This is a genomic window from Rahnella sp. 1L-D-7-B-C2, from assembly GCF_057290995.1.
The window spans coordinates 44,799-70,595 of sequence record NZ_JBXAVQ010000004.1; the positions used below are offsets into that span (position 1 = coordinate 44,799).

General features: G+C 52.4%; 23 protein-coding genes. 9 read left to right on the forward strand and 14 right to left on the reverse strand.

The window, feature by feature from the left end; genetic code table 11:
* Positions 1–29: 29 nt before the first annotated feature.
* Both AC0Z7K_RS08685 and AC0Z7K_RS08690 read right to left on the reverse strand, forming a co-directional pair.
* Complete coding sequence (locus AC0Z7K_RS08685) at positions 30–599, reverse strand: NADPH-dependent FMN reductase (protein ID WP_413529936.1); 570 nt, start codon at positions 597–599, stop codon at positions 30–32.
* 91 nt (positions 600–690) lie between these two features.
* On the reverse strand, positions 691–1,416 hold the full coding sequence (locus AC0Z7K_RS08690; RefSeq protein WP_485613970.1) for a 4'-phosphopantetheinyl transferase family protein: 726 nt from the start codon (positions 1,414–1,416) through the stop codon (positions 691–693).
* A gap of 323 nt (positions 1,417–1,739) precedes the next feature.
* Here AC0Z7K_RS08690 and AC0Z7K_RS08695 point away from each other — a divergent pair, with 323 nt between their 5' ends.
* Positions 1,740–3,635 carry a methyl-accepting chemotaxis protein gene (locus AC0Z7K_RS08695; RefSeq protein WP_413529938.1) on the forward strand — a complete coding sequence of 632 codons (1,896 nt, stop codon included), beginning with the start codon at positions 1,740–1,742 and terminating at the stop codon, positions 3,633–3,635.
* A gap of 120 nt (positions 3,636–3,755) precedes the next feature.
* Here AC0Z7K_RS08695 and mnmE read toward each other — a convergent pair whose 3' ends face one another.
* From mnmE to rpmH, 5 genes are all read right to left on the reverse strand, one after another.
* Positions 3,756–5,120: a tRNA uridine-5-carboxymethylaminomethyl(34) synthesis GTPase MnmE gene (mnmE, locus tag AC0Z7K_RS08700; protein ID WP_213051689.1), complete on the reverse strand. Its 1,365-nt coding sequence runs from the start codon at positions 5,118–5,120 to the stop codon at positions 3,756–3,758.
* Positions 5,121–5,232: 112 nt separating this feature from the next.
* Positions 5,233–6,867: a membrane protein insertase YidC gene (gene yidC / locus AC0Z7K_RS08705; protein ID WP_413529939.1), complete on the reverse strand. Its 1,635-nt coding sequence runs from the start codon at positions 6,865–6,867 to the stop codon at positions 5,233–5,235.
* Between the two features lie 2 nt (positions 6,868–6,869).
* Entirely contained in the window at positions 6,870–7,127 is a 258-nt protein-coding gene (gene yidD / locus AC0Z7K_RS08710; protein ID WP_072158102.1) for a membrane protein insertion efficiency factor YidD, read from the reverse strand.
* On the reverse strand, positions 7,091–7,450 hold the full coding sequence (rnpA, locus tag AC0Z7K_RS08715) for a ribonuclease P protein component (RefSeq protein ID WP_072158101.1): 360 nt from the start codon (positions 7,448–7,450) through the stop codon (positions 7,091–7,093). The genes yidD and rnpA overlap by 37 nt, the downstream gene beginning before the upstream one ends.
* A 17-nt stretch (positions 7,451–7,467) precedes the next feature.
* Positions 7,468–7,611: a 50S ribosomal protein L34 gene (gene rpmH / locus AC0Z7K_RS08720; protein ID WP_072158100.1), complete on the reverse strand. Its 144-nt coding sequence runs from the start codon at positions 7,609–7,611 to the stop codon at positions 7,468–7,470.
* A gap of 684 nt (positions 7,612–8,295) precedes the next feature.
* On the opposite strand from rpmH, the gene dnaA reads away from it, so the two are divergent.
* The 6 genes from dnaA to AC0Z7K_RS08750 all read left to right on the forward strand — a co-directional run bounded on the left by dnaA (position 8,296) and on the right by AC0Z7K_RS08750 (position 16,579).
* Positions 8,296–9,687, forward strand: a complete 1,392-nt coding sequence (dnaA, locus tag AC0Z7K_RS08725; protein WP_112165378.1) for a chromosomal replication initiator protein DnaA — start codon at positions 8,296–8,298, stop codon at positions 9,685–9,687.
* Between the two features lie 4 nt (positions 9,688–9,691).
* A complete protein-coding gene (dnaN, locus tag AC0Z7K_RS08730; protein ID WP_195825566.1) occupies positions 9,692–10,792 on the forward strand; it encodes a DNA polymerase III subunit beta in 1,101 nt (366 codons plus the stop codon).
* Between the two features lie 9 nt (positions 10,793–10,801).
* Entirely contained in the window at positions 10,802–11,890 is a 1,089-nt protein-coding gene (recF, locus tag AC0Z7K_RS08735; protein WP_112165374.1) for a DNA replication/repair protein RecF, read from the forward strand.
* A gap of 19 nt (positions 11,891–11,909) precedes the next feature.
* A complete protein-coding gene (gene gyrB / locus AC0Z7K_RS08740) occupies positions 11,910–14,324 on the forward strand; it encodes a DNA topoisomerase (ATP-hydrolyzing) subunit B (RefSeq protein ID WP_485613971.1) in 2,415 nt (804 codons plus the stop codon).
* A gap of 148 nt (positions 14,325–14,472) precedes the next feature.
* Positions 14,473–15,288, forward strand: coding sequence for a sugar-phosphatase (gene yidA, locus AC0Z7K_RS08745; protein WP_413529941.1), 816 nt, complete (start codon positions 14,473–14,475; stop codon positions 15,286–15,288).
* Between the two features lie 28 nt (positions 15,289–15,316).
* Positions 15,317–16,579 (forward strand): YidR family protein, encoded by a 1,263-nt coding sequence (locus AC0Z7K_RS08750; RefSeq protein ID WP_485613973.1) that lies wholly within the window; start codon positions 15,317–15,319, stop codon positions 16,577–16,579.
* Between the two features lie 58 nt (positions 16,580–16,637).
* Here the strand turns inward: AC0Z7K_RS08750 and AC0Z7K_RS08755 are convergent, their stop codons facing one another.
* Positions 16,638–17,015, reverse strand: coding sequence for a YceK/YidQ family lipoprotein (locus tag AC0Z7K_RS08755; RefSeq protein WP_485613975.1), 378 nt, complete (start codon positions 17,013–17,015; stop codon positions 16,638–16,640).
* A 391-nt stretch (positions 17,016–17,406) separates the two neighbouring features.
* Here AC0Z7K_RS08755 and ibpA point away from each other — a divergent pair, with 391 nt between their 5' ends.
* Both ibpA and ibpB read left to right on the forward strand, forming a co-directional pair.
* Complete coding sequence (gene ibpA, locus AC0Z7K_RS08760; RefSeq protein WP_413529944.1) at positions 17,407–17,817, forward strand: small heat shock chaperone IbpA; 411 nt, start codon at positions 17,407–17,409, stop codon at positions 17,815–17,817.
* Between the two features lie 144 nt (positions 17,818–17,961).
* Positions 17,962–18,387, forward strand: a complete 426-nt coding sequence (gene ibpB, locus AC0Z7K_RS08765) for a small heat shock chaperone IbpB (protein WP_485613977.1) — start codon at positions 17,962–17,964, stop codon at positions 18,385–18,387.
* A gap of 92 nt (positions 18,388–18,479) precedes the next feature.
* Here ibpB and AC0Z7K_RS08770 read toward each other — a convergent pair whose 3' ends face one another.
* From AC0Z7K_RS08770 to AC0Z7K_RS08795, 6 genes are all read right to left on the reverse strand, one after another.
* Positions 18,480–19,727, reverse strand: coding sequence for a trypsin-like serine peptidase (locus AC0Z7K_RS08770; protein ID WP_485613978.1), 1,248 nt, complete (start codon positions 19,725–19,727; stop codon positions 18,480–18,482).
* A gap of 305 nt (positions 19,728–20,032) precedes the next feature.
* Positions 20,033–21,286, reverse strand: a complete 1,254-nt coding sequence (locus AC0Z7K_RS08775) for a valine--pyruvate transaminase (RefSeq protein ID WP_485613979.1) — start codon at positions 21,284–21,286, stop codon at positions 20,033–20,035.
* A 141-nt stretch (positions 21,287–21,427) separates the two neighbouring features.
* On the reverse strand, positions 21,428–22,405 hold the full coding sequence (gene ghrB / locus AC0Z7K_RS08780; protein WP_485613980.1) for a glyoxylate/hydroxypyruvate reductase GhrB: 978 nt from the start codon (positions 22,403–22,405) through the stop codon (positions 21,428–21,430).
* A complete protein-coding gene (locus AC0Z7K_RS08785; protein WP_413529949.1) occupies positions 22,405–23,697 on the reverse strand; it encodes an MFS transporter in 1,293 nt (430 codons plus the stop codon). Before AC0Z7K_RS08785 ends, ghrB begins: the two co-directional genes overlap by 1 nt.
* 52 nt (positions 23,698–23,749) lie before the next feature.
* Positions 23,750–24,502 carry a sugar phosphate isomerase/epimerase family protein gene (locus AC0Z7K_RS08790; protein WP_485613981.1) on the reverse strand — a complete coding sequence of 251 codons (753 nt, stop codon included), beginning with the start codon at positions 24,500–24,502 and terminating at the stop codon, positions 23,750–23,752.
* A 215-nt stretch (positions 24,503–24,717) separates the two neighbouring features.
* Positions 24,718–25,752, reverse strand: a complete 1,035-nt coding sequence (locus AC0Z7K_RS08795; protein ID WP_485613982.1) for a LacI family DNA-binding transcriptional regulator — start codon at positions 25,750–25,752, stop codon at positions 24,718–24,720.
* Positions 25,753–25,797 lie beyond the last annotated feature (45 nt).

A 25,797-nucleotide genomic window follows, 5' to 3' on the forward strand; every position in this document is an offset into this window, starting at 1 on the left:
CGGGCTTTTTGCATTGGGTAATGCGGGAATTATTTACTGACGCGATGGGTGTAATCAGCAAAGGCGGTGAGCTGGCCTTTAAGGAAATCCAGCGTGCCCTGGTCGATCACTTCGCCGGTCTGTTCATCGACTTTACTTTGGATCACGCCGCCCATGAACTCCGGTTTGTTCATCACCATCGCATCGAGGAAGACCAGAATCTGACGCAAATGATACTGGCAGCGAGCACCGCCAACCGGCCCCATTGAACTGGTCTGGATCAGTACCGGTTTACCGGCCAGCGGCTGGTTTGGCAGACGGGAAATCCAGTCGATGGCATTTTTCAGGCCACCCGGTACCGAGTAGTTATATTCTGGCGTCACGATGATCACACCATCGGCCTGACGAATTTGTTCCGCAATGGCCTCGATATCTGCCGGGAAACCCTCTTCCTGCTGAACGTCGGCGTCGTATAGCGGCACTGAGCCGATAGAGGGTAGTGCCTCAATGGTGACGCCGGCTGGCGCGACTTTCGGCAGCGAGCGCGCCACCATAGCGTTGTAAGACCCTTTACGAAGACTCCCTAACAGTGTGACAAACTTCAGTGGCTGAGCTGACATGGCTTTCTCCTGCTTTGGTTAACGTAGGGTTCTACCATAAACGAAAAGCCGCACCACGATATACAACGTTAATGAAAACATTGGTGAAGTTTTATTTAGCTGGCGGCAGGCTGATAAATTTCATGTAGTGCGGCGATTCAGATTGCTGATCCACTGACAGGGTTTGCGTGCGGGTAAATCCGTTTTCCGGTTCATAGCGCCAGCACTGCAAACGGATAATCGACGGTGACTGCGCGCAGGCCCAGGTTATCGATCCTTCAATGTCGCTCATCACCTGCGCTTCCGGCGTGACGGTGGAGCGTAAACGCCCGGAGGCCGGATTTAAGCTGAGCGTCAGCGGATTTTGATCGTTGATGCCAGACATCTTCAGCATGCTCTGGCGAATGCACCACAATTGCAGCGAGGACTCGATCGGATCGGATTGCATGGCAATCCAGGTTTTTTCGACGGCGGACAACTGCACCTGCTGCTGAGGATTCACCAGCGCGCTGCGGGCGTGAATAATTTCGAGATCCAGCCCGACTTTGCCTTCGCTGCTGATCAACACCCCGACCGTGCTGCCGGCATAGGCCAGGCTGAAATCCGGCAAATCGGGAGATTCAAAGCTTGGACGACCGCTGGGTAAGGTGATGACGTTTGGCAACTCGGGAATGCCGTACAAATAGAAAATCATTTCTGCCAGCAGAACGCGACCGTTCAGAAAGCGCCGGCACTGTTTTTCGGAAAGGTTTCTTGCGGATAATACGATGTCTCTGGGCACCCGGTGTGTATCAGGTTCTGCGTCCGTTACTGCCCATCTTGCAAAATGGCACGCCATTGTTCACTCCATGATTAATGGTTCGACCATATTTTCTCAACATGCGATAAGAATAACATTAAGAGAAATCATTAAAAACCGCTTAAAACCCGCGATACACCACAGTTTTTTTACGTTTCAGAAAGTTTTTCATAACGCTTTAGTGAACGCTATCACGTTGTTAGCTTCATAGTGAGAAAGAATCTCATGCGCACGATGTTCTGGTTTTTCACCCCGATGATCGGACCACCAGATATATCTACTATAGCAACATAAAGAAACATCAGAAAATGCCGTTAGTAGTTAAGCAGCGATCTCGCTGCTTTGCCGGTGAGTACCCTAATATGTTAAAAACAACACAGTCTCGCTTTATCGCATTGATCAGCTTGTTTTTTATTGTGCTGGTCATCGTTACGCTCATTGTTATCCAGGTCTTTATCGCTCCCCAACTGAAACAAACAGAAAGTGATCTGGTTGCTAATCAGGTAGATGATGTGGCGGTCGCCATCAACGATCGTCTGAATAAAGTAGAGTCACAGGTGCGTACCATCACGCAAACCGTGGCACAGATGGACAGCGACAGCATTGATCGCCTGCTGCCTGCGCTGGTTGATCAGTATGGTGACGCCGCAGTCTTTGGCGGGGGTATCTGGCCGCTGCCAAACCAGCGCGATCCCGCAAAAATTAAATTCAGCACCTTCTTTGCTCGTAATAATAATAATGAACTGACGGTCAACACCTTCTGGAACAGCGCGGAATCGCCAAATTACTTCGAACAATCCTGGTATATGGCGGCGTCAAAAGGTGAAAAAGGGCAATGCGTCTGGGCTCCGGCCTATTTCGACGACGCCAGCACCCAGCCGCGAACCAACTGCGCGATGCCGATTTACAAAGGCGACAAACAGTGGGGTGTAGCCACCATCGATGTCACGCTGGGCTTCTTTAACCAGCTGGTGACGGGGATGGAGAAAAAGGTCAATGCGACGATTTACATCGTTGAGAAAGACGGCACGATTGTCGGCACCAGCCACACCAGCGATGAAAAGCTGCCAAAACTGGCGTCACTGGGAGAACAATCCCAGCTTGCCGCGCAAATCCGCAAAAGCCTCGATCAGATCGAGGGGCAGTCGAATCTGGTAGCAGATTATGACAACGATGGCACGTCCCACACGATGTTTATGAGCAACATTCAGGGGCCGTGGTACATCGTCACGGATATGCCGACCAGCCAGTTGCTGACGCGCACGCACAGCATTCTTGCCAGTCTCGGGATGGTGCAAATCCCGATGGTCTTGCTGTTGTTAATCGTACTGATCGTCGCCATCAAAATTTTCATGCGCCAGCTGTCTGCGCTGCATAAAAACATCAGTCAGCTCTCTGCCGGGGGCGCGGATCTTACCCGTCGTTTACCGGACAGTCGCAGCCCTGAGTTCAATGCTATTAACCAGAGTTTCAACAGCTTCCTGACTTTCCTGCAATCTATCTTGCGCCAGGTCGGTGACAGCAGTATGGCCATTACCTCGGCATCGCGGCAAATCGCCAGCGGAAATCTCGATCTCTCCGCGAGAACCGAAGAACAGGCCAGCTCGATTGTGCAAACGGCCGCCTCGATGGAAGAACTTACCAGCACGGTGAAACAAAATGCCGCAAATGCCGAAGGAGCAAACCAACTGGCTCGCGATGCGTCTGCCGTTGCTGAGAAAGGGGCTGACGTAGTGAAACAAGTGGTTGTGACCATGGGCTCTATCACCCGTTCATCACACAAGATTGTCGATATCATCAGCGTGATCGACGGAATCGCTTTCCAGACTAATATTCTGGCGCTTAATGCCGCGGTGGAAGCCGCGCGTGCCGGGGAACAGGGGCGCGGTTTTGCGGTGGTAGCGTCGGAAGTACGCAGTCTGGCACAACGTTCGGCCACGTCTGCCCGGGAAATTAAAAAACTCATCGAAGACTCGGTGGCGGATATTGCCACCGGCAGCCAACTGGTGGCCACGGCGGGTACGACGATGGATGAAGTGATGGGCGGCGTAAATAACGTGGCGACGTTGATGAACGAAATCATGTCCTCCAGTCAGGAACAAAGTCTCGGCATTGAGCAGGTTAATATAGCGATCACCCAGCTGGATAACGCCACGCAGCAAAACGCCGCGCTGGTGGAACAGGTGTCTGCCGCCGCTCAGGCGATGCAGGATCAAACCGTTCAGCTGGAAACCGTGGTCGCGGGTTTCAAGCTCTGAACAAGATTGAACGTTAACGTGCAGACCGGACGAGTTTATAAAGTGCGGTCAGGGCATTGAGTGAAAGATAATAAAAAACCCACATTTTGCGATGTGGGTTTTTCCGTTCAGGCGGCTAAATCACTTACCAATACAGAAACTCGAGAAGATCCTTCCCAGCAAATCATCGGATGTGAATTCGCCGGTGATTTCGCTGAGCGACTGCTGCGCAAGACGCAACTCTTCTGCCAGCAATTCACCGGCCCACGCGCCTAACAGCTGGTCTTTACCCTGAACCAGATGCTGTGCGGCGTCTTCCAGCGCATGCAGGTGACGGCGTCGGGCGAGGAATCCGCCTTCCATGTTGTGATTGAAACCCATGACCTGTTTAAGATGATCACGCAGCAAATCGACACCGTCACCGGTGCGGGCGGAAAGGCGAATAAGTGAGTGACCATTCACTTCGGTCTGGCCTAACGCTTCGCCGGTAATGTCGGCTTTGTTGCGTACTACGACGATAGGCAATGTAGCGGGCAGGCGCGCCATAAACTCTGGCCAGATGTCAGCAGGCTCTGTCGCGGCAGTTGTCGTGCCATCCACCATGAACAGCACTAAGTCAGCCTGTTCGATCTCATTCCATGCACGTTCGATACCAATACGCTCAACTTCGTCGCTGGCTTCGCGCAGACCGGCGGTATCGATAATATGCAGAGGCATGCCATCAAGATGAATATGTTCACGCAGCACGTCGCGGGTGGTACCGGCGATATCGGTGACGATTGCCGCCTCGCGCCCCGCTAAGGCGTTCAGCAGGCTGGATTTTCCGGCGTTAGGACGTCCGGCAATCACCACTTTCATCCCTTCACGCAGCAGGCTGCCCTGACGCGCTTCGGCACGTACTGCATCAAGATCGCCCATCACGGTGTTGAGTTTGGCTTCGATTTTACCGTCAGACAGAAAGTCGATTTCCTCATCCGGGAAGTCGATCGCCGCTTCCACAAAGATTCGCAGGTGAGTGAGTGCTTCCACCAGATGATGAATTCGCTGAGAAAACGCGCCCTGCAAGGAGTTGACCGCCGAACGGGCCGCCTGCTCGGAGCTGGCATCAATGAGATCGGCGATCGCTTCGGCCTGTGCCAGATCGAGCTTATCGTTGAGGAAGGCACGTTCAGAGAATTCACCGGGACGCGCGATACGTACGTTTTCCAGCGCGATAATGCGACGGAGCAGTAAATCGAGGATCACCGGGCCGCCGTGGCCCTGTAGCTCCAGCACGTCTTCGCCGGTAAAGGAATTCGGGCCGGGGAACCACAGCGCGATGCCCTGATCCAGCGTACTGCCGTCTGCATCCTGAAACGGCAGATAATCGGCATAGCGGGGTTTGGGCAGCTTACCTAAGACAGCCAGTGCCACATCCCGCGCCGCACGGCCTGAAATGCGCAAAATGCCAACGCCGCCGCGACCGGGAGGTGTTGCCTGGGCAATAATGGTATCTGAGGTGCTCATAGCGTTTATCTCTTTTGGTCTTTTACTGATGTGCAAAAGGCGGTCAAATGACCGCCTTTGTCTTTTTATCATCAAGTTTAGCTGTCAGGACGGAAGCCGCCCTGACAATCACTTATGACTTTTTCTTGTCGCGGCTGTGCAGGCCACGTTTTTCCAGCCCGCGATAAATCAGCTGCTGCTGGAGGATGGTCACCAGGTTACTGACGATGTAGTACACCACCAGACCAGACGGGAACCACAGGAAGAACACGGTGAAGATGACCGGCATGAAGGTCATGATCTTCTGCTGCATCGGGTCGGTCACGGTCGTCGGCGACATCTTCTGAATGAAGAACATCGTGATACCCATCAGAACCGGCAGAATGTAGTACGGGTCTTGCGCTGACAGGTCATGGATCCATAGGATAAACGGCGCATGACGCAGTTCAATGGAGCCAGACAGCATGTAATACAGTGCCAGGAAGATTGGCATCTGAATGACCAGCGGCAGACAGCCACCCAACGGGTTCACTTTCTCAGACTTGTACAGCGCCATCATTTCCTGACTCATGCGCTGTTTGTCATCACCGATACGTTCACGCATGGCCGCCAGTTTCGGCTGCAACATACGCATTTTCGCCATCGAGGTGTACTGCGCGCGGGTCAGTGGATACATGATACCGCGGACAATAAAGGTGATAACGATGATCGAGAAGCCCCAGTTACCGACAAAACCGTGAATGAATTTCAACAGTTTGAACAGTGGCTGAGAGATGAACCATAACCAACCGTAATCCACTGTCAGGTCAAGGTGAGGCGCGATAGCGGCCATCTTGTCCTGAATTTCAGGGCCAACCCACAGGGTGGAAGCAACTTGTTGCTGTGCGCCCGGTGCTACGGTAAACGGTGTGCCTTTAAAGCCAATCGTTGAAATACCGTTGTTGGTCGTGGTGAAGAAAGTGTTGGTGTCTTTCGCAGAGGGGATCCACGCAGTTGCAAAGTACTGCTGCAACATCGCAACCCAACCGCCCTGAGTGGTGACATTCAGCGCTTCGCTCTTATCGAACGCATACTTCTGATATTTGTCATCGCTGGAGGAATATGCCGCGCCGCGGAACGTGTGCAGAGCAAAGTTATTGCTACCGGTATCACGGTGCTTAGGCAAATCGGTGGTTTGTTTCAGTTGGCCAAACATAGTCAGTTCAAGCGGGGCTGGCGAGGTGTTGTTGATATTGTATTCAACGTTCACTGCGTAAGAGCCGCGTTTGATCACGAAGGTTTTGGTGTAAACCGCACCGTTCTGAGCCGTATAGGTCATCGGGATGCGCAGTTCAGACTGGCCTTCAGCTAATGTGAAAGAATCCGAGCTTGCCTGGAACAGAGGACGTTCGCCGTTAGCCGGATTGTCTGGACCGTTTTTGCCTGTCAGACCGCTTTGCGCCTGATAGACGAAATTAGGAGTGGTTTCCAGTAACTGGAAAGGCTGGTTAGAACCCAGAGTCGTTGGGTAAGCAGTCAGCAGAGCCTGCTCAATGTCGCCACCACGGGTGTTGATAGTTAATGACAGAACATCACTGTTAACTGTAATTAATTTACCCTGACCGCTGTCAGGAACAGCCTGGTTAGCAGCATCACCGTTTGCAGTGTTCGCAGTCTGTTGCGTGGTCTGGTTGGCCGGTTGCGGAGCGTGGTCCGTTTGCCATGCCTGCCAGATCATGAAAGACACGAACAGCAGAGCGATGAGGAAAAGATTGCGTTGCGAATCCATCGTTAGAGTTCTCTGTTATTGTCGGTTTTCGGCGGTACGGGGTCATCACCACCTGGGTTCAAAGGATGGCATTTTAATACGCGTTTCAAAGTCAACCAACTGCCTTTTAACACGCCAAAACGACCAATTGCTTCAATACCGTATTGAGAGCAGGTTGGTCGAAAGCGGCAATGCGGCCCGAGCAAGGGACTGATGAACAACTGATAACCACGTATCAGTTTAATCAGGATGCGGGTGCCTGTCGGCAATGTCGACGCCATAATTTCTCCAACGCTTCCGTCAGCGCGCGATTATCTAAATCGGCGACACCCTTTTTGGCTACCACTACAAAATCCATCGCCGGCAGCGCGTGCTGATTCAGTCGGAAACTTTCGCGGGTAAGGCGTTTGATCCGATTGCGTTCATGAGCGCGTTTGACGTGTTTTTTTGCGACGGTAAGACCGATGCGGGGATGCCCCAGCTCGTTCAGGCGGCCGAGTATCGTAATTTGCGGCGTGCCAGCCCGTTGTGGCTGCTGGAAGACGAAAGTGAAATGACGGGGAGTTAACAAACGTAACTCCCTGGGAAAAGCGAGCTTAACCACTAATTCGATTAGCTTTATTACTTGGAAGCAGCTGACAGACGAGTACGGCCTTTCGCACGACGGCGGGCCAGAACCAGACGACCATTTTTGGTTGCCATACGAGCACGGAAACCGTGGGTGCGGTTGCGCTTCAATACGGACGGTTGGAAAGTGCGTTTCATAGCGATTTCTACCTAAACTTAAATTATTACTGATCAGTAAACGCGAAGACATTTCGGCGAAAATACGACCGATGCCCTTGTCGCAACATATAAAGAAGCGGGATTGTAATAACTGTACAGTCCTGAGTCAATTTACATTGCCAGAAAGGGTCCAAATGTTTACCAGAATGGCCCGTGGTCACACCGCAAATCCATCTGGTTATGACCATCAGGAACACAGGCTTGACACATAGGGCTGAGAATTATACGGACTCTGAGGCAAATCGCAAGGATCCTCGTCTGATCCTTATCCACAGGCCTGAGATCTTGTGTACGATCTGCTGAAAAATGCCTCAGCGGAGTCCTATTTTTTCACCAGAGTGATGATTACATCGCCTAATTTTAAAAGGATCGGCTAAGCTTACCCACTTGCCGACTGCTGCCTGTGGATAAAAAGGATCTAAACTGTCAGGAAGGGGAGGATCTCTGTGCCGGATTGCGTTATGATCCGCCATTCCGATCGCGATCCCAGCCGGGATGCCGTCGACAAAAACCGCAAAAAGCGGTTCGCACGTGACTTTATGCCGCTGACAGGGTGGCGAAAGAAATTTCCCCCATTCACCGGGCGGGACGTGTGTCAAAAATCATGATTTAAAAAATATCCTGATCCTTTTCTTTTTTGATCTTGTTCGAGTGGAGTCCGCCGTGTCACTTTCGCTTTGGCAGCAATGTCTTGCCCGTTTGCAGGATGAACTACCTGCCACAGAATTCAGTATGTGGATACGCCCCCTACAGGCGGAACTCAACGACAATACGCTGGCGCTTTACGCCCCGAATCGTTTCGTCCTGGATTGGGTTCGTGACAAATATCTAAATAATATTAATGGTTTGCTCAATGATTTCTGCGGTGCAAACGCGCCGTTGCTGCGCTTTGAAGTAGGCAGCAAACCATTAATTCAGCGCGTCAGTCAGCCTGTTGCGGCCAGCGTCAGTTCGCAGTCAGCACCGGCGATCCCACGTCTCGCTCCTTCTCGTCCAAGCTGGGACAGCTCGCCGGTACAACCTGAGCTGTCTTACCGTTCTAACGTGAATCCGAAACACACATTCGACAACTTCGTTGAAGGTAAGTCTAACCAACTGGCCCGCGCGGCGGCGCGTCAGGTGGCAGATAATCCGGGCGGCGCGTACAACCCGCTTTTCCTTTATGGCGGCACCGGTCTGGGTAAAACCCACTTATTGCACGCCGTCGGCAACGGCATCATGGCGCGTAAAGCCAATGCGAAAGTGGTGTACATGCATTCCGAGCGTTTTGTTCAGGACATGGTCAAAGCGTTGCAAAACAATGCCATCGAAGAGTTCAAACGCTACTATCGCTCCGTCGATGCGTTGCTTATCGATGACATTCAATTCTTTGCGAATAAAGAACGTTCACAGGAAGAGTTCTTCCACACCTTCAATGCGTTGCTGGAAGGTAATCAGCAGATCATTCTGACGTCGGATCGTTATCCGAAAGAGATCAATGGTGTTGAAGATCGTCTGAAATCCCGTTTCGGCTGGGGCCTGACGGTGGCGATCGAGCCGCCTGAATTAGAAACCCGCGTGGCGATCCTGATGAAAAAGGCCGACGAGAACGATATCCGTCTGCCGGGCGAAGTGGCTTTCTTTATTGCTAAACGTCTGCGTTCCAACGTGCGTGAGCTTGAAGGCGCACTGAACCGCGTGATTGCCAATGCCAACTTTACCGGGCGCGCGATCACCATCGACTTCGTTCGTGAAGCGCTGCGAGATTTGCTCGCGCTTCAGGAGAAGCTGGTCACTATCGATAATATTCAGAAAACAGTGGCCGAATATTATAAAATCAAGGTCGCTGACCTGCTTTCCAAACGGCGTTCCCGTTCGGTAGCCCGCCCACGCCAGATGGCGATGGCGCTGGCGAAAGAGCTGACCAACCACAGCCTGCCAGAAATCGGCGATGCGTTCGGTGGTCGGGACCATACCACGGTGTTGCACGCCTGCCGTAAAATCGAGCAGTTGCGTGAAGAAAGTCACGACATCAAAGAAGATTTCTCCAACTTAATCAGAACATTATCTTCCTAGCGCTATGAAATTTATTGTTGAACGTGAGCATTTGCTGAAACCACTGCAACAGGTCAGTAGCCCGCTGGGTGGACGACCGACGTTGCCTATTCTGGGTAACCTGTTATTACAGGTGACGGATGGCGCGTTGTCGCTGACCGGGACGGATTTGGAAATGGAGATGGTGGCCAAAGTCGCGCTATCTCAGCCCCATGAAGCGGGTGCCACCACGGTACCGGCGCGTAAATTCTTTGATATCTGCCGTGGATTGCCTGAAGGCGCGGAAATATCCGTCGCTCTCGACGGTGATCGCATGCTGGTACGCTCAGGCCGCAGCCGTTTCTCGCTGTCGACCCTGCCGGCAACAGATTTCCCTAATCTCGACGACTGGCAAAGCGAGGTGGAATTCACCCTGCCGCAGGCCACGTTGAAACGTCTGATCGAAGCCACGCAGTTCTCAATGGCACATCAGGATGTTCGTTATTATTTAAACGGCATGCTGTTCGAAACCGAAGGTGAAGAACTGCGTACTGTCGCAACCGACGGCCATCGCCTGGCGGTGTGTTCCATGCCCATCGGTCAGTCACTGCCGTCGCATTCGGTGATCGTGCCTCGTAAAGGTGTGATGGAGCTGGTGCGTCTGCTCGACGGCGGCGACACGACATTGCAGCTGCAAATTGGCAGCAACAATATCCGTGCTCATGTCGGCGACTTTATCTTTACGTCTAAACTCGTTGATGGCCGTTTCCCTGACTATCGCCGCGTATTGCCGAAAAATCCCGACAAAACGCTGCAGGCCGGGTGTGATTTGCTGAAACAGGCATTTGCCCGTGCAGCGATCCTGTCCAATGAAAAATTCCGTGGCGTGCGTTTGTATGTCAGCCATAACCAGCTGAAAATCACCGCCAATAACCCGGAACAGGAAGAAGCGGAAGAGATTCTGGACGTCGGCTACGAAGGCACCGAAATGGAAATCGGCTTCAACGTCAGTTACGTACTGGATGTGCTTAATGCCCTCAAGTGCGAAGACGTGAATCTGCTGCTGACCGACTCTGTGTCCAGCGTGCAGATCGAAGATGCCGCCAGCCAGTCTGCGGCCTATGTCGTTATGCCGATGAGGCTTTGATCTGAATTAATGGCCTTAACGCGCTTACTGATAAAAGATTTCCGCAACATTGAGGCGGCGGATTTAGATCCCTCGCCCGGTTTTAACTTTCTCGTCGGTCCCAACGGCAGCGGTAAAACGAGCGTGCTCGAGGCGGTGTATACGCTCGGGCACGGCCGCGCTTTTCGCAGTTTGCAGGCAGGGCGCGTAATCCGTCACGACCAACCGGAGTTCGTTCTTCACGCCCGCGTGGATGATGGCGGCGATCGTGAAGTGTCGATCGGCCTGAGCAAAAGCCGTCAGGGCGACAGTAAAGTGCGCATCGACGGCAGTGACGGCCACAAAGTGTCCGAACTGGCGCAGATGTTGCCGATGCAACTTATCACGCCCGAAGGCTTCACCCTGCTCAATGGCGGGCCGAAGTACCGGCGGGCGTTTATCGACTGGGGTTGTTTCCATCACGACCCCGGTTTTTTTATCGCCTGGAGCAACCTGAGACGGTTACTCAAGCAGCGCAACGCCGCGCTGCGTCAGGTGAGTCGTTATGCGCAAATTCGTGCCTGGGATCAGGAATTGATCCCGTTAGCCGAGCGTATTAGCGAATGGCGGGCAGCGTACAGCGAAGCGATCGCGGCTGATATCAGCGCGACCTGCGCGCAATTCCTGCCCGAATTCGACCTCAGTTTTTCTTTCCAGCGTGGATGGGACAAGGAAACTGAGTACGGCGAGTTGCTGGAGCGTAACTTTGAACGCGACAGAGCCTTAACCTATACCGCATCAGGTCCGCATAAAGCGGATTTCCGCATTCGTGCCGACGGCACGCCGGTGGAGGATTTGCTGTCCCGAGGGCAGCTGAAATTGCTGATGTGCGCGCTCCGGTTAGCGCAGGGTGAGTTTCTTACCCGACAGAGCGGGCGGCGTTGCCTGTATCTTCTTGACGATTTTGCCTCCGAGCTGGACGCCGACCGACGTCGGTTGCTGGCCGATCGCCTGAAAGCCACCCAGGCACAGGTTTTTGTCAGTGCGATAAGCGCTGAACAAGTGACCGATATGATGGGTGAAAAGGGCAAGATGTTCCGCGTGGAACAAGGTAAAATAGCCGTTCTATCACAGGACTAAAAATGAGCGAGAAACGTTGATGTCGAATTCTTATGACTCCTCAAGTATCAAGGTATTAAAAGGGCTGGACGCGGTGCGTAAGCGCCCCGGCATGTATATCGGCGATACCGATGACGGCACTGGTCTGCACCACATGGTATTCGAGGTTGTGGACAACGCTATCGACGAAGCCCTCGCGGGCCACTGTAAAGAGATTCAGGTCACGATCCATGCGGATAACTCTGTTTCCGTACAGGATGATGGTCGTGGTATTCCTACCGGCATTCACGAAGAAGAGGGCGTTTCTGCTGCTCAGGTCATCATGACCGTACTTCACGCCGGCGGTAAATTTGACGATAACTCGTACAAAGTCTCCGGCGGTCTGCATGGCGTGGGTGTTTCCGTCGTTAACGCCCTGTCGGAAAAACTTGAACTGGTTATCCGCCGTGAAGGCAAAGTGCACACCCAGACTTACGTCCACGGTGAGCCGCAGGATCCGCTGAAAGTGGTCGGTGATACCGAAGCAACCGGCACGACCGTGCGCTTCTGGCCAAGCTATGCCACTTTTACCAATCAAACGGAATTCGAGTATGACATTCTGGCGAAACGCCTGCGTGAACTGTCATTCCTGAACTCCGGTGTGGCGATCCGCCTGCTCGACAAACGTGACGGCAAGAACGATCACTTCCATTATGAAGGCGGTATCAAAGCTTTCGTGGAATACCTGAACAAAAACAAAACCCCAATCCACCCAACCGTGTTCTATTTCTCCACCGTGAAAGACGATATCGGTGTGGAAGTGGCGTTGCAGTGGAATGACGGTTTCCAGGAAAACATTTACTGCTTTACCAACAATATCCCTCAGCGCGACGGCGGCACCCATCTGGTCGGCTTCCGTTCTGCGATGACTCGTACGCTGAACGCGTATATGGATAAAGAAGGCTACAGCAAGAAATCGAAAATCAGCGCCACCGGTGATGATGCCCGTGAAGGCCTGATCGCCGTGGTTTCGGTAAAAGTGCCGGATCCTAAGTTCTCTTCTCAGACCAAAGACAAACTGGTTTCTTCCGAAGTGAAGACCGCCGTTGAGTCTCTGATGAACGAGAAGCTGGTTGATTATCTGATGGAAAACCCGGGCGACGCGAAAATCGTTGTCGGCAAAATCATCGATGCAGCCCGTGCGCGTGAAGCCGCGCGTAAAGCACGCGAAATGACCCGTCGTAAAGGCGCGCTCGATCTGGCCGGTCTGCCAGGCAAACTGGCTGACTGTCAGGAACGCGACCCGGCACATTCCGAACTGTACTTAGTGGAAGGGGACTCAGCGGGCGGGTCAGCAAAACAAGGCCGTAACCGTAAGAACCAGGCGATTCTGCCGTTGAAAGGTAAAATCCTCAACGTTGAGAAAGCGCGCTTCGACAAAATGCTCTCTTCTCAGGAAGTGGCGACGCTTATCACCGCACTCGGTTGCGGTATTGGCCGTGACGAATACAACCCGGATAAACTGCGCTATCACAGCATCATCATCATGACCGATGCCGACGTCGATGGTTCGCACATCCGTACCCTGTTACTGACATTCTTCTACCGTCAGATGCCTGAGATTGTTGAGCGTGGCCACGTGTTTATCGCGCAGCCTCCGCTGTACAAAGTGAAGAAAGGCAAACAGGAACAGTACATTAAAGATGATGAAGCAATGGATCAGTATCAGATCTCCATTGCGATGGACGGGGCAACGTTACACGCCAACGCCCATGCTCCGGCACTGGCGGGTGAACCGCTGGAGAAACTGGTCGCTGAACATCACAGCGTGCAGAAAATGATTGGCCGTATGGAACGTCGTTATCCGCGTGCGCTGCTGAACAATCTGGTCTATCAGCCAACGCTGGCGGGTGCTGAACTGGCCGATGAAGCGAAAGTGAAAGAATGGATCGAAACGCTGGTGTCTCGTCTGAACGAGAAAGAGCAGCACGGCAGCAGCTACAGTGCGATCGTGCGCGAAAATCTTGAACACCAGTTGTTCGAGCCAATCCTGCGCATTCGTACTCACGGTGTGGATACCGACTACGATCTCGATGCAGACTTCATTCAGGGCGGCGAATACCGCAAAATCTGTACGCTGGGTGAAAAACTGCGCGGCCTGATCGAAGAAGATGCTTACATCGAACGTGGTGAACGCCGTCAGCCAGTGACCAGCTTCGAGCAGGCGCTGGAATGGCTGGTGAAAGAGTCGCGTCGCGGCCTGTCGATTCAGCGTTATAAAGGTCTGGGTGAAATGAACCCAGAGCAACTGTGGGAAACCACGATGGATCCTACCCAACGCCGCATGCTGCGCGTGACGGTGAAAGATGCTATCGCGGCAGACCAGCTGTTCACTACGCTGATGGGCGATGCGGTTGAACCGCGCCGCGCTTTCATCGAAGAGAACGCCCTGAAAGCCGCCAATATCGATATCTGATTGAACGCTGGCTGAATGGCAGAACAGAGTCCGAAACGGGAAACCGCTTCGGACTTTTTTTTCGTCTGACGCGACCCGCATTCTGTCTGGCTTTACAGGTTGTGATCGCGTTAGCATTGAGAAAGATTATTCCAACTCTGAGGATGCTATGGCTATTGAATTGATTGCAATTGATATGGACGGGACGTTGCTCAATCCGCAGCACGAAGTCACGCCTGCCGTGAAAAAAGCGTTATCCGACGCACGTGCAAAAGGCGTACAGATCGTTCTGGCGACCGGGCGTCCTTTTATCGGCGTACAGCGTTATTTACAGGAACTGGATTTGCAGCAGGACGGATGTTACTGCATTACTAACAATGGCGCGCTTGTTCATAACGCGAAAGATGGCAGCGTGATCGCCGAAATAGCTCTGACGATTGATGATTATCACTACTTCGAACAACTTTCCCGTCAGCTCGGCGTACATTTCCATGCGCTGACCAAAACCGATCTGTTCACCGCGAACCGCCACGTCAGCAGCTATACCGTGCATGAGTCCTTCACCACCGGTATTCCATTGCAGTTCTGCCCGGCAGAAGAGATGGATCCGACGCTGACTTTCCCGAAAGTGATGATGATTGACGATCCGCAACTGCTGGATCGCGCCATCAGCCAGCTGCCGGAAGAAGCCAAAGCGCGTTACACCATCATGAAAAGCTCGCCGTATTTCCTCGAAATCCTCGATAAGCGCGTGAATAAAGGCGAAGGCGTGAAAGTACTGGTGGAAAAACTGGGTCTCGCACGCGAAAGCGTGATGACGCTGGGCGATCAGGAAAATGATATCGCGATGCTGGAATATGCCGGGCTCGGCGTGGCGATGGGCAATGCGCTCGACAGCGTGAAAGCCGTCAGCCAGTTCGTCACCAAAACCAATACCGAAGACGGTGTGGCGTTTGCGGTGGAGAAGTTTGTCCTGAATGTCTGAGATTGCTGAAAAGGAGCCCGCCGCGGCCATGGAAAAACAGTTAACTTCTGATGCCCGCGGGCATCAGCTGACCAACATCAACGTCTGGACGCCGGACAGCCAGTGGCTGGTGTATGACGTGCGTCCGCACGGCGGCTCTTTTACCGGTTCAACCATTGAGCGGGTGAATATCGACAGCGGTGAAACGCAAGTGATATACCGCGCTCCTGAAGGCGCACACGTCGGTGTGGCCACCGTCAGCGCGGTTCTGCCGGTACGTTACACCTTTATTCATGGCCCGGAAAACCCGGATGCCAGCTGGGAATATGATTTCCATCACCGCCGCGGTGTTATCGTCTCAGATCCATTTCGCAATGAAGCCGTCACGCTCGATGCGATGGACATCACCCCACCTTTCACACCGGGTGCGCTGCGCGGCGGTACGCACGTTCACGTCTTCAGCCCTGACGGTTCACGTCTCAGCTTCACCTATAACGACCACGTTTTGCATGAGTTGGATCCGGCTCTCGATCTGCGCAACGTCGGCGTCGCGCTGTCCGGATATCCGGTGGCTCCGGCAAAACATCATCCGCGTGAATATGATGGCAGCCATTTCTGCGTGCTGGTCAGCGAAACTACCGCGACACCTGCGCCTGGCAGTGACGATATCAACCGCGCTTATGAGGAAGGCTGGATTGGCACCGAAGGGTATCTGAAACCTGACGGCAGCCCTCAGCGTTGGGCGCTGGCGTTTATCGGCGATACGTTGTCAGCAAACGGCGAAAAACACCCTGAAATCTTCGTGGTGGATTTGCCATACATCGATGAAAATTATCTGCGTGCAGGCGAAAAACTGTTGCAGGGTACACCGGAAACGCTGCCAGCACCGCCTGCGGGCGTGAAGCAGCGGCGCATCACATTCACCGAAAAAGGCATAGCGACGCAGCCGCGCCACTGGCTGCGCACGTCGCCAGACGGCACACAGATTGCGTTTCTGATGAAAGACAAGCAGGACGTGGTGCAGGTGTGGACGGTCTCACCGAATGGCGGCGAGCCGCTGCAAATCAGCCATACGGCAACGGGCATTCAGTCTGCTTTCAGCTGGAGCCCTGACGGTAAATCGCTGGCGCTGGTGTGTGACAACAGCGTGATGCACCTTGATGTGGCAACGGGTGAGATGAACCGGCTGACGGACAGAACCGAAATTGCACCCTGCGCCGATGCGGTAGTGTATGCGCCGGATGGCAGCAAAGTGGCGTTTATGCGCCAGTGCGGTAAGTTTGCTCAGATTGCGGTGACATCAAGCTGCTAGCGCGGCTTACAAAAAACAAACCGGCCTGCGTTGGCCGGTTTGTTGATGTCTATACAGGCTATTTTTTGTGAATCGATGATTGCTGCGAATGCGTGGTTGCAGACATCGGCGGCACATGGTCGATATCGACGCCGTTACTCAGCGCGAGATTACGTTCTTCGCTGGCCTTAATGCGATCCCGGGCTGTCACGGTGCCGCTGCGGAAATAGTCATACGGCAAAAGTACGGTATCAAGCACGGCGCTGAACGGCAGATCCAGCAATAACAGAGGCGTCATCGCCCAGCTGGTGTCATCACTTTTTATCATTTCCACGTCCGAGCGTGTGCCAGAATAATATCCCGTATCGCCGCCCGTATGGGTCATGACGCTGGAACAGCCACTGGTTGCTAAAAATGCGCATCCGGTTATCAGCGGCACTAGTACAAATTTCTTCATGTTAGAACTCATCTTATGCTGTCAGGCTGAGTTTTTTCGTCAAAACGACTTATACCACTCAACTAAAAAATTTAACAAAGCATGCTGTAGCTCTGTGGCTGCGATCTCATTAAGTGTAATGACTATTTGAAATCTTGCTGAAAACTGTCCGTATTCGCTGGCAGCTCTCCGTCACGCATTTTGTCTTTTACTGTTCAAGCCAACCCAAAAATTTTCGATTTTTTTGTGGCGGCGGACTTGAAAATTTTTCTTTAGTCGCCATTTTTAATTTACGACGCAGGAAGAGATACGCCGGAAGGGTATTTCCTCTTTCTGAAAGAAATGTGTCGCGGGCCTGTCCCAAGGGAAGGTCTTAAACAAATATACTCGCTGAATATCAGGAGAAGTAGTAATGCGTAATTTTGATTTATCCCCGCTGTACCGTTCTGCTATTGGTTTTGACCGTTTGTTTAATCTTATCGAATCGGGTCAGAATCAGGGCGGCGGATATCCCCCTTACAATGTCGAGCTGGTGGATGAAAACCATTACCGGATTGCGATCGCGGTAGCCGGTTTTGCCGAATCCGAGCTGGACATCACGGCCCATGACAACATGCTGGTGGTCAAAGGTGCACATGCACCGACAGAAACCGACCGCACGTATTTATATCAGGGCATCGCTGAACGTAATTTCGAACGCAAATTCCAGCTGGCCGAACACATACAGATCAAAGCCGCCAACTTAGCGAACGGTTTGTTGTATATCGATCTGGAACGCATCGTTCCTGAATCATCCAAACCGCGGCGTATCGAAATTCTCTAATCAACGGGCTGTCTGAATTTTAAAAAACGTATGTGAAGACAGCCAGAAAATGAAAAAGTTTAGGCTTGCCGTCAGGGAGCTGCCCCGTCACATCTAAAACGGATGACGGGATCATTAATCTCGCTTCAAAGAAGGAGTTACACCATGCGTAATTACGATATTTCCCCATTACTGCGTCAGTGGATTGGTTTCGATAAATTAGCCAGTTCCATGCAGGGGGCCGATCAGGCATTTCCGCCGTACAACATCGAGAAATCAGACGATAACCATTATCGCATCTCGCTGGCGTTGGCCGGATTTAAACAAAGCGACCTGAATATTGAAGTAGAAGGCCCGCGACTAACCGTCAGCGGTACGCCGCAGCAGCCGGAAACCGAAGTCGAGTATCTGCATCAGGGGCTCGTCATCAAGCCGTTTACTCTGAGCTTCACGCTGGCTGAACATATGCACGTTTCAGCGGCGGAGTTCGTCAACGGCCTGCTGCATATCAGCCTGGTGCGTGATGTACCGCAAGCGCTGCAACCGCAGAAAATTGCTATCGGAACAGACAAGCCTGCGTTAGAAAGCTAACCGGATATATGTCGAATGAATGAAATAAAAAGGGAGGACATCACGTCCTCCCTTTACTTAACTACTTTTTATTAAATGCAACTGTTCCGGCTTTAGTACTTAACCGTTTTGATATATGTCCAGTACTTGTTGTCTTTCTTATCGGTTGGGAAGTAACCGTATTCACCGGTTTGCTTCAACTCAAAGAGTTCAGTGTCATTATTGTAAGGGTTGTAATAGACATAAATGTCCTTAGCAGTACCCTGATGATTATTAGAACTCCAGTTTTTATAACCTTTGAGATCTGCTATGTGTTGTAATGCATCTTGCTTGTTGGTACCCAGGTAGCGCCAGTAGTTATTATTGGTTTTATCCGTTGGGAAATACCAGTAGCGGCCATCAGATCGCAGCCCAGACAACATAAAGTATTCAGTCTGATAATTGTAAGGGTTATTATAAACGTACAGATCACCGATGGTACCTTTGTGATCGTTATCCGACCAATCAAAGGCGTGCTCAGAAAGAATATCAACATCAGGATAAACAGTTTTTATCCAGTCGATATATTGTGATACGCGAGGACCTGTACTGCTTTTTTCGCCACCACCATTGGTTACTGCGATAATGGTTTTTATGCCGTGATGCGTTTGCCACCAGGCAGAACCACTGTCTCCAGGGGTTGTACTACCCCATTGCTCACTTTCTTTGACCGGTTCATATCCTGCGGAAATTCCATGGTCTTGCTCAAAAATACTGTCGATGATACTCGAGGTTGTCATCCGACTTTCAATTGTCGTAAGGGCTAAACCCACACCCCATATGCCATACCCTACGAACTGAACCGGTAAACCTTTTTCTTCCATACCATCATAAAGAACAGGTTTAACAACTTTTTTGCCATTGGAATCCACGAAGTCCGCAACTTTAACTAATTTGAGGATCTCAAGGTCGGTTGAAGCGCCACCGTATCCCGCTGGCTTGTTATTTCTTTCTGGAACCGTATAAATTTTACCCGGACCTTTACCGATAATAGTTTTATAATCATCAGCGTAAAATATATAGCCAGTGTCTGCAACATCAGTTTTAGCATTATTGCAATGTGCTGCTGAAAGAATATAAACCCATTCATCATCATCACCCAACCAGGTCGCGGTGCAGCCAGAGATGTGACCTACGGAGTTGAATTCAGGCATGTGACTTTTTTCTACCAGTGATCCATTTGCTGCAGCAATGGTTCCGTTTATATTATTCAGGTCACCACCATTCTTAGTGAAAACGTATTCACTAACAGCCTGAGAGTGTGCCAGACAGGGAACTATAAGCGACATCAATACAACCGCTTTCTTTAACTTGATTTTCATAAGGCTCCTTCCTTTTATTAAATAAACCCACTTGCCTTTTATATGGGAAGGTATTTAAAGTCAACGGAAGCTACCGGTTTTACTGTTTGTCGTGTGTTTTTATACCAAAAATATTCACCTAATAAATATTTTTCCTATATATATATTTAAACTCTATTGTTAGCCAGCCTTCCGCTGATTATTTATATTATTCACGGTGTGCCGAAATTGCTCCGTAACCATAATAAATCATTATGATCAGTGGTAAACCGGTGCTGCTAAGCACCGGTATATACATGTGATAAATAGACGAAACCCAAAATAAATTATTGATTTTCCGCGTGCGCTTTTTCCACTTCTTCCGCCAAAATCTTCACGCCGCGTTCGATCTGCTCTGAATCCGGCACGTAATTCATGCGCATACACTGGTGTGTGTGCGCCCACGGATGCTCCAGCCCTGGGAAGAAGTAATCGCCCGGCACCATCAGCACGCCGCGTTGTTTCAGGCGCTGATACAGTACTTCGGTGGTGATCGGCAGATCTTTAAACCACAGCCACAGGAATATCGCGCCTTCCGGTTTATGGATCAGACAGCGTTCTTCCGGCAAATAACGGCGCAGCGTGGCAATGGTTTCCAGCACCCGCTGATAATAGAAAGGTTTAATCACCTCTTCGGAAAGTCGTAACAAATCGCCACGTACAATCATTTCATGCGCAATCGCCGGGCCGACGCTGCCGGGAGACAGGCTGATAATCCCGTTCATGTTACTGATCGCTTTGATGATTTTCTCATCGGCGATCACAATACCGCAGCGTGAACCCGGCAGGCCGAGTTTCGACAGGCTCATACACAGAATGATATTCGGGTTCCACAGCGGCGTGGCCTCGGTGAATACGATGCCCGGGAACGGCACGCCGTAGGCGTTATCGATGAGCAGCGGGATATTCTTCTGCTGCGCCAGTGCGTCGAGGCGGATCAGCTCTTCGTCGGTGATCACATTGCCGGTCGGATTGGTCGGGCGTGAAACGCAGATCAGTCCAATGTCATCGGTAATGTTGAGATGATCAAAATCGACGTGATATTTGAACTGGCCTTCCGGCAGTAATTCGATGTTCGGTTTGGCGGAAACAAACAGATTTTCATCCAGCCCGGCGTCGGCATAGCCCAAATATTCCGGTGCCAGTGGGAACAGGACTTTGGACATGCTGCCGTCGGCGCGCCGTCCGGCGAACAGGTTAAACAGGTAGAAAAAGGCGCTCTGGCTGCCGTTAGTCAGCGCGATGTTTTGCGCGTCGAGCTGCCAGCCCAGTTCTTTTTGCAACATCCCGGCCAGCGCGTGACGCAGCACGTCTTTGCCCTGCGGGCCGTCGTAGTTACACAAGGCTTCCGTCAGTTTGCCTGCGGCCAGCATTTCGCTGAGTAACGTCTGGAAATAATCCTGCATCTCAGGAATTTGCGCCGGATTGCCGCCGCCAAGCATCACAGCGCCTGGCGTGCGTAAACCGTCATTCATGTCGCCCATCAGGCGGGTGATGCCTGAAAAACGGGTAAATTTGTCACCGAAAGCAGAAAACGTCATAGAAAGCTTTGTATGTTATCGAAATGTGATGCCCACAATAACGCCTGCGGCAAAGCAGTGCAATCGGACCACCGGGTTTTGAAATGTCCTTCCCCGCCGGACGTGCAGGCAGGGAAGGAGTGAGGCAGGATTTTTTGTGAATTACTTCTTCAGCACTTCCGGGTTCACGCAAAACTCTTTCACGTCACCTTTCAGGGCGGCAATCAGGTTATCGACGGCACAGGCGGCCATGTCATAACGGGTTTCATGCGTAGCGGAACCGATGTGCGGCAATGCAACCACGTTCGGCAGGCTCAGCAGCGGGGAGTTTTTCGGCAGCGGTTCAGTCTCGAATACGTCCATGCCTGCACCATAAATTGTACCGGCTTTCAGGGCATCAATCAGTGCGGGTTCATCGATCACCGGACCGCGACCGGCGCTGATCAGGATTGCGCTGGATTTCATCTTCGCCAGCTCCTCTTTGCCGATCAGGTGGAACGTTTGTTCGGTCATCGGCAGCAAAATACACACGAAATCAGATTTTTTGAGCAGTTCATCCAGCTCGCATTTGCGGGCGCCAAACTTCTCTTCCGCTTCTTTATGCTGGCTGCGGGCGTTGTACAGAATCGGCATGTCGAAGCCGAAATGCGCGCGCTGTGCTAATGCCAGACCAATGCGGCCCATACCGATGATGCCCATGGTTTTGTGATGTACATCGATGCCGAACCAGTCCGGGCCGACGTTATCGGTCCATTCACCGGCTTTTACACGCTCGGCGACATTTACCACACGACGCGCAGTGGAAAGCACCAGTGCCATCACGGTGTCGGCCACGGTATCGGTCAGCGCGGTCGGGGTGTGCATCATCGGGATTTCACGACGCGTCAGCTCCGCCACGTCGAAATTATCGTAACCGACGGAAATGGTGGATACCGCACGCAGGCGCGGCGCATGGTCAAACAGCTCTTTATCAATCTTTCCGCCAGATCCCAGCAGCCCTTCGGCGTTTTGCAGCGCATCAAACACGGCAGGACGGTTTTCGTCAGTAATGCCATCAAATTCGGTGATAGCGAAATGCTGCTCGAGACGTTGATGCAAATCGGTTGGCAGTTTTTTGTACAGAACGATAGACGGCTTCATCAATTATTACTCCCCTGAGTTAAGGAAACATCTTCGGATTTTGTGGCGGCCTGTCGCGGTTTCACCAGCAGAGTTAACCCTGCGGAGAGCACGAGTGACACGGCCATAAAAATAAAGGAGGCGGAAGGGCTGCCGGTATTGCCGTTCAGATACCCGACAAACCAGGAACCAAAGAACGAGCCCAGCGCGCCAAGGCTGTTGATCAGAGCCATAGCGCCACCGGCGACATTCTTGGGCAGCATTTCAGGAATGATGGCGAAGAACGGGCCGTAAGGCGCATACATCGCAGCGGCGGCAACCACCAGTAAGCCATAAGACAGCCAGAAGTGGTGGCTGCCAGCGGCCCAGGAACCAAAGAACGCCAGTGCACCGATCAATAAAAGCGGCCAGACGAACAACTTACGGTTTTGCATTTTGTCGGAGGCCCACGACACCACAATCATAGCGATGGTCGCGGCCAGGTACGGCGCGGAGGACAACCAGCCCGCTTCGACCATCCCCATCTCTTTGCCATCGTGCAGAATCGACGGCAACCACAGCACAAAGCCGTAAACGCCGATACTCCAGAAGAAATATTGCAGGCAAAGCAAGACCACGCTGCGCGAGCGGAAGGCTTCGCGATAGCCGCCGACCGCCTGAATATCTTTCTGCTCTTTTGCCAGCTGGTCGCTCAGGGCTTTTTTCTCCTGCTCGCTGAGCCAGCCGACTTGTTCCGGCTTATCCTTGACGGTGAACCACCAGATAATCGCCCAGATCACCGCCGGAATGCCTTCAAAGATGAACATCTCGCGCCAGCCAAAGGATTCAATCAGATAGCCGGAAAGCACCGACATCCACAGCACGGTAACCGGGTTTCCGAGGATCAGAAAGGTATTGGCGCGGGAGCGTTCAGATTTTGTAAACCAGTTGCTGATGTACACCAGCATGGCGGGCATGACTGCGGCTTCCACTACACCAAGTGCGAAGCGTATCGCCGCCAGCACCGGAATATTGTTGACCACGCCGGTGAGAGAGGCAAATCCGCCCCACAGCAATAAGCACCAGAAAATCAGTTTCTTAACGCTGCGGCGCTCGGCGTAAATGGTGCCGGGGATTTGGAAAAAGAAATAACCCAGGAAAAACAGCGCGCCCAGCAGCGACGACATTCCTTTGGTGATACCGAGATCATCATTAATTCCGGCGGCCGAGGCGAAGCTAAAATTCGAGCGGTCAACATATGCCAGACTGTAGGTGATAAACACGATCGGCATGATGTACCACCAGCGACGCGGCGCGATCCTGGACGGCTTCATAACGGTTTCTCCTGATTATTCGTCAGAATGACTTACACCACTTTCTTTGCGATTACTCAGCGCGTAACAAGTCGACGTAATACTTAGTCACAGCGGTCAAATCTTCCCCTTCAAGCGGGAATTCGATACCGCGCGGTACACCTTGCGGCAGCGCTTTGAGCAACGTTTTCCAGCTGCCGTCGCTGTCATCGAGTGCCACGGCGTGCCATTTCCCAGCGCGTTTTTCCGCCGCTTTTACATGCACGTACCCGACGTGGCGCGCCAGACGCTCCGCCGCGGTGGCCGGATCTTGTCCGACCCACAACCAGTTCGCCATATCGAAGGTCATCGTCAGCGGCAGGCGCAGCGATTCAGCCGCAAACATAAAAGCGTTAATGCGCGAAAGAATCCCACATTCGCTCGACTGGTCATTCTCGACCACCAGTTTCACCGGCTGCGAGGCCAACAGCACTTTCAGCGGCGTCAGATCGGCACCCGGCTCAAACTCACCGAGTGAAAACTTAATGGTACGGGCGCCTAACACATTGGCCTCTTCAAAATACTGCTCAGCGTCCGGGTTCAGCTTGCCGCCCGTAACGAACAGTGCGAAGGGGACGGAATACACCGCAAACAACCCGTGTTGTTGAATTTTTTCCGCCAGCTGGGGCAATGCACCCAGTTCCGTATCGGAGAATAATTCACGGCGGATCTCCACTCCGTCAGCTTTTGCACCGGCGATAATTGAAAGCAGTTCTGCCTGCCCGCCAAGGGCTTTCACTACGCTGTTACCGTACGCGGCGGTAACGATGACGATCTCTCTTTGCATGACTCTCTATCCTGTTAATACGCACCGAATTGCGGTGCCAGCGACCGTTTAGAAGACCTAATCTTAGTGGAACAAATGGCTAAACGTGTTCTTGTTAATAATTTGTTTCGCTTTATACAACCTAATTGGAACCGGTTCCAATCGAAAGGCCGGAAAGCCAGAAACATGATCCCGCTCACGAAGAACGGGAGAGAAAAGGGGGAAGGAAAAGGAAATCAGCGGGCGGCAGTCGATGCGCGCGCAATCAGTTCGCCGGAGAATTCGATGTCTTTAACGGGTTCAGTATTGCCCTGAATACGCGTCACCAGCTGGCCAATCGCCGCAACGCCCATGTCGTAGGTCGGCTGTTTAAAGGTCGTTATCCCAACGCCCGCGAGATCGGCCCACACCAGTTCGTCAAAACCTGACAGACCAATATCCGGCCCCCAGGTAATATCCAGACGGCGTAACGCGCGCGCGACCTGAAGCGTCAGCGCACCGTTCACGCACATCACCGCTTTAGGTTTATCCGGGTGGCGAGCGACAAAATCGCGCAGCAGCGTTTCCAGCCCTTCGGTATTGCTCAGCTCGATTTCACCCTGTTCGGCGATGCACTGCGGCGATTGCTGCATACGTTGCAAAAAGGTGCGCAGGCGATCCAGACGGGTGTTGATGGTGGCGGGTTCGGTGACGAAAAGCAGCGCTTCAAAACCATTTTGCAGCAGATGATCGGTCATCATCTGTGTGGCTTCCACATTATTCAGCGCAATGACGTCGCAGGCGAAATCCGCAACTTTGCGGTCGATCAGCACCATCGGCAGGTTCGCCTGTTGCAGCGTGGAAATCGCCGCTTCGCGCATCCCGACGGCGTTCACCACAATGCCGTCTACGCGGTAGCTGCTGAGCAACTGGAGATAATGTTTTTCCTGATCAAGTTCGTTGTTAGTGTTACACACCAGCAGCGTCAGCCCTTCCTGACGGCACGCGGCTTCGACGCCACGCATCACTTCGACAGAATAGGGGTTGGTAATATCGGCGAGGATCAGCCCCACCAGACGCGTCTGACCGCTTTTCAGGCTGCGTGCCATCTGGCTGGGCTGGTAATCCAGCAGGGAAATTGCCCGTCCGATGCGCTCTTTGAGATCATCGGACAGCAGGTGTTTTTCACCGTTGAGATAACGCGAAACGCTGGTTTTGCCGGTTTTTGCTGCACTGGCCACGTCACGTATCGTGGCGCGACCCGCTGCGCCCGGCTCCTGTTTTTTGCTCACAACCTTTCTCCCCTCATGCTTATTTCACGGAGACTAGCACAGAGT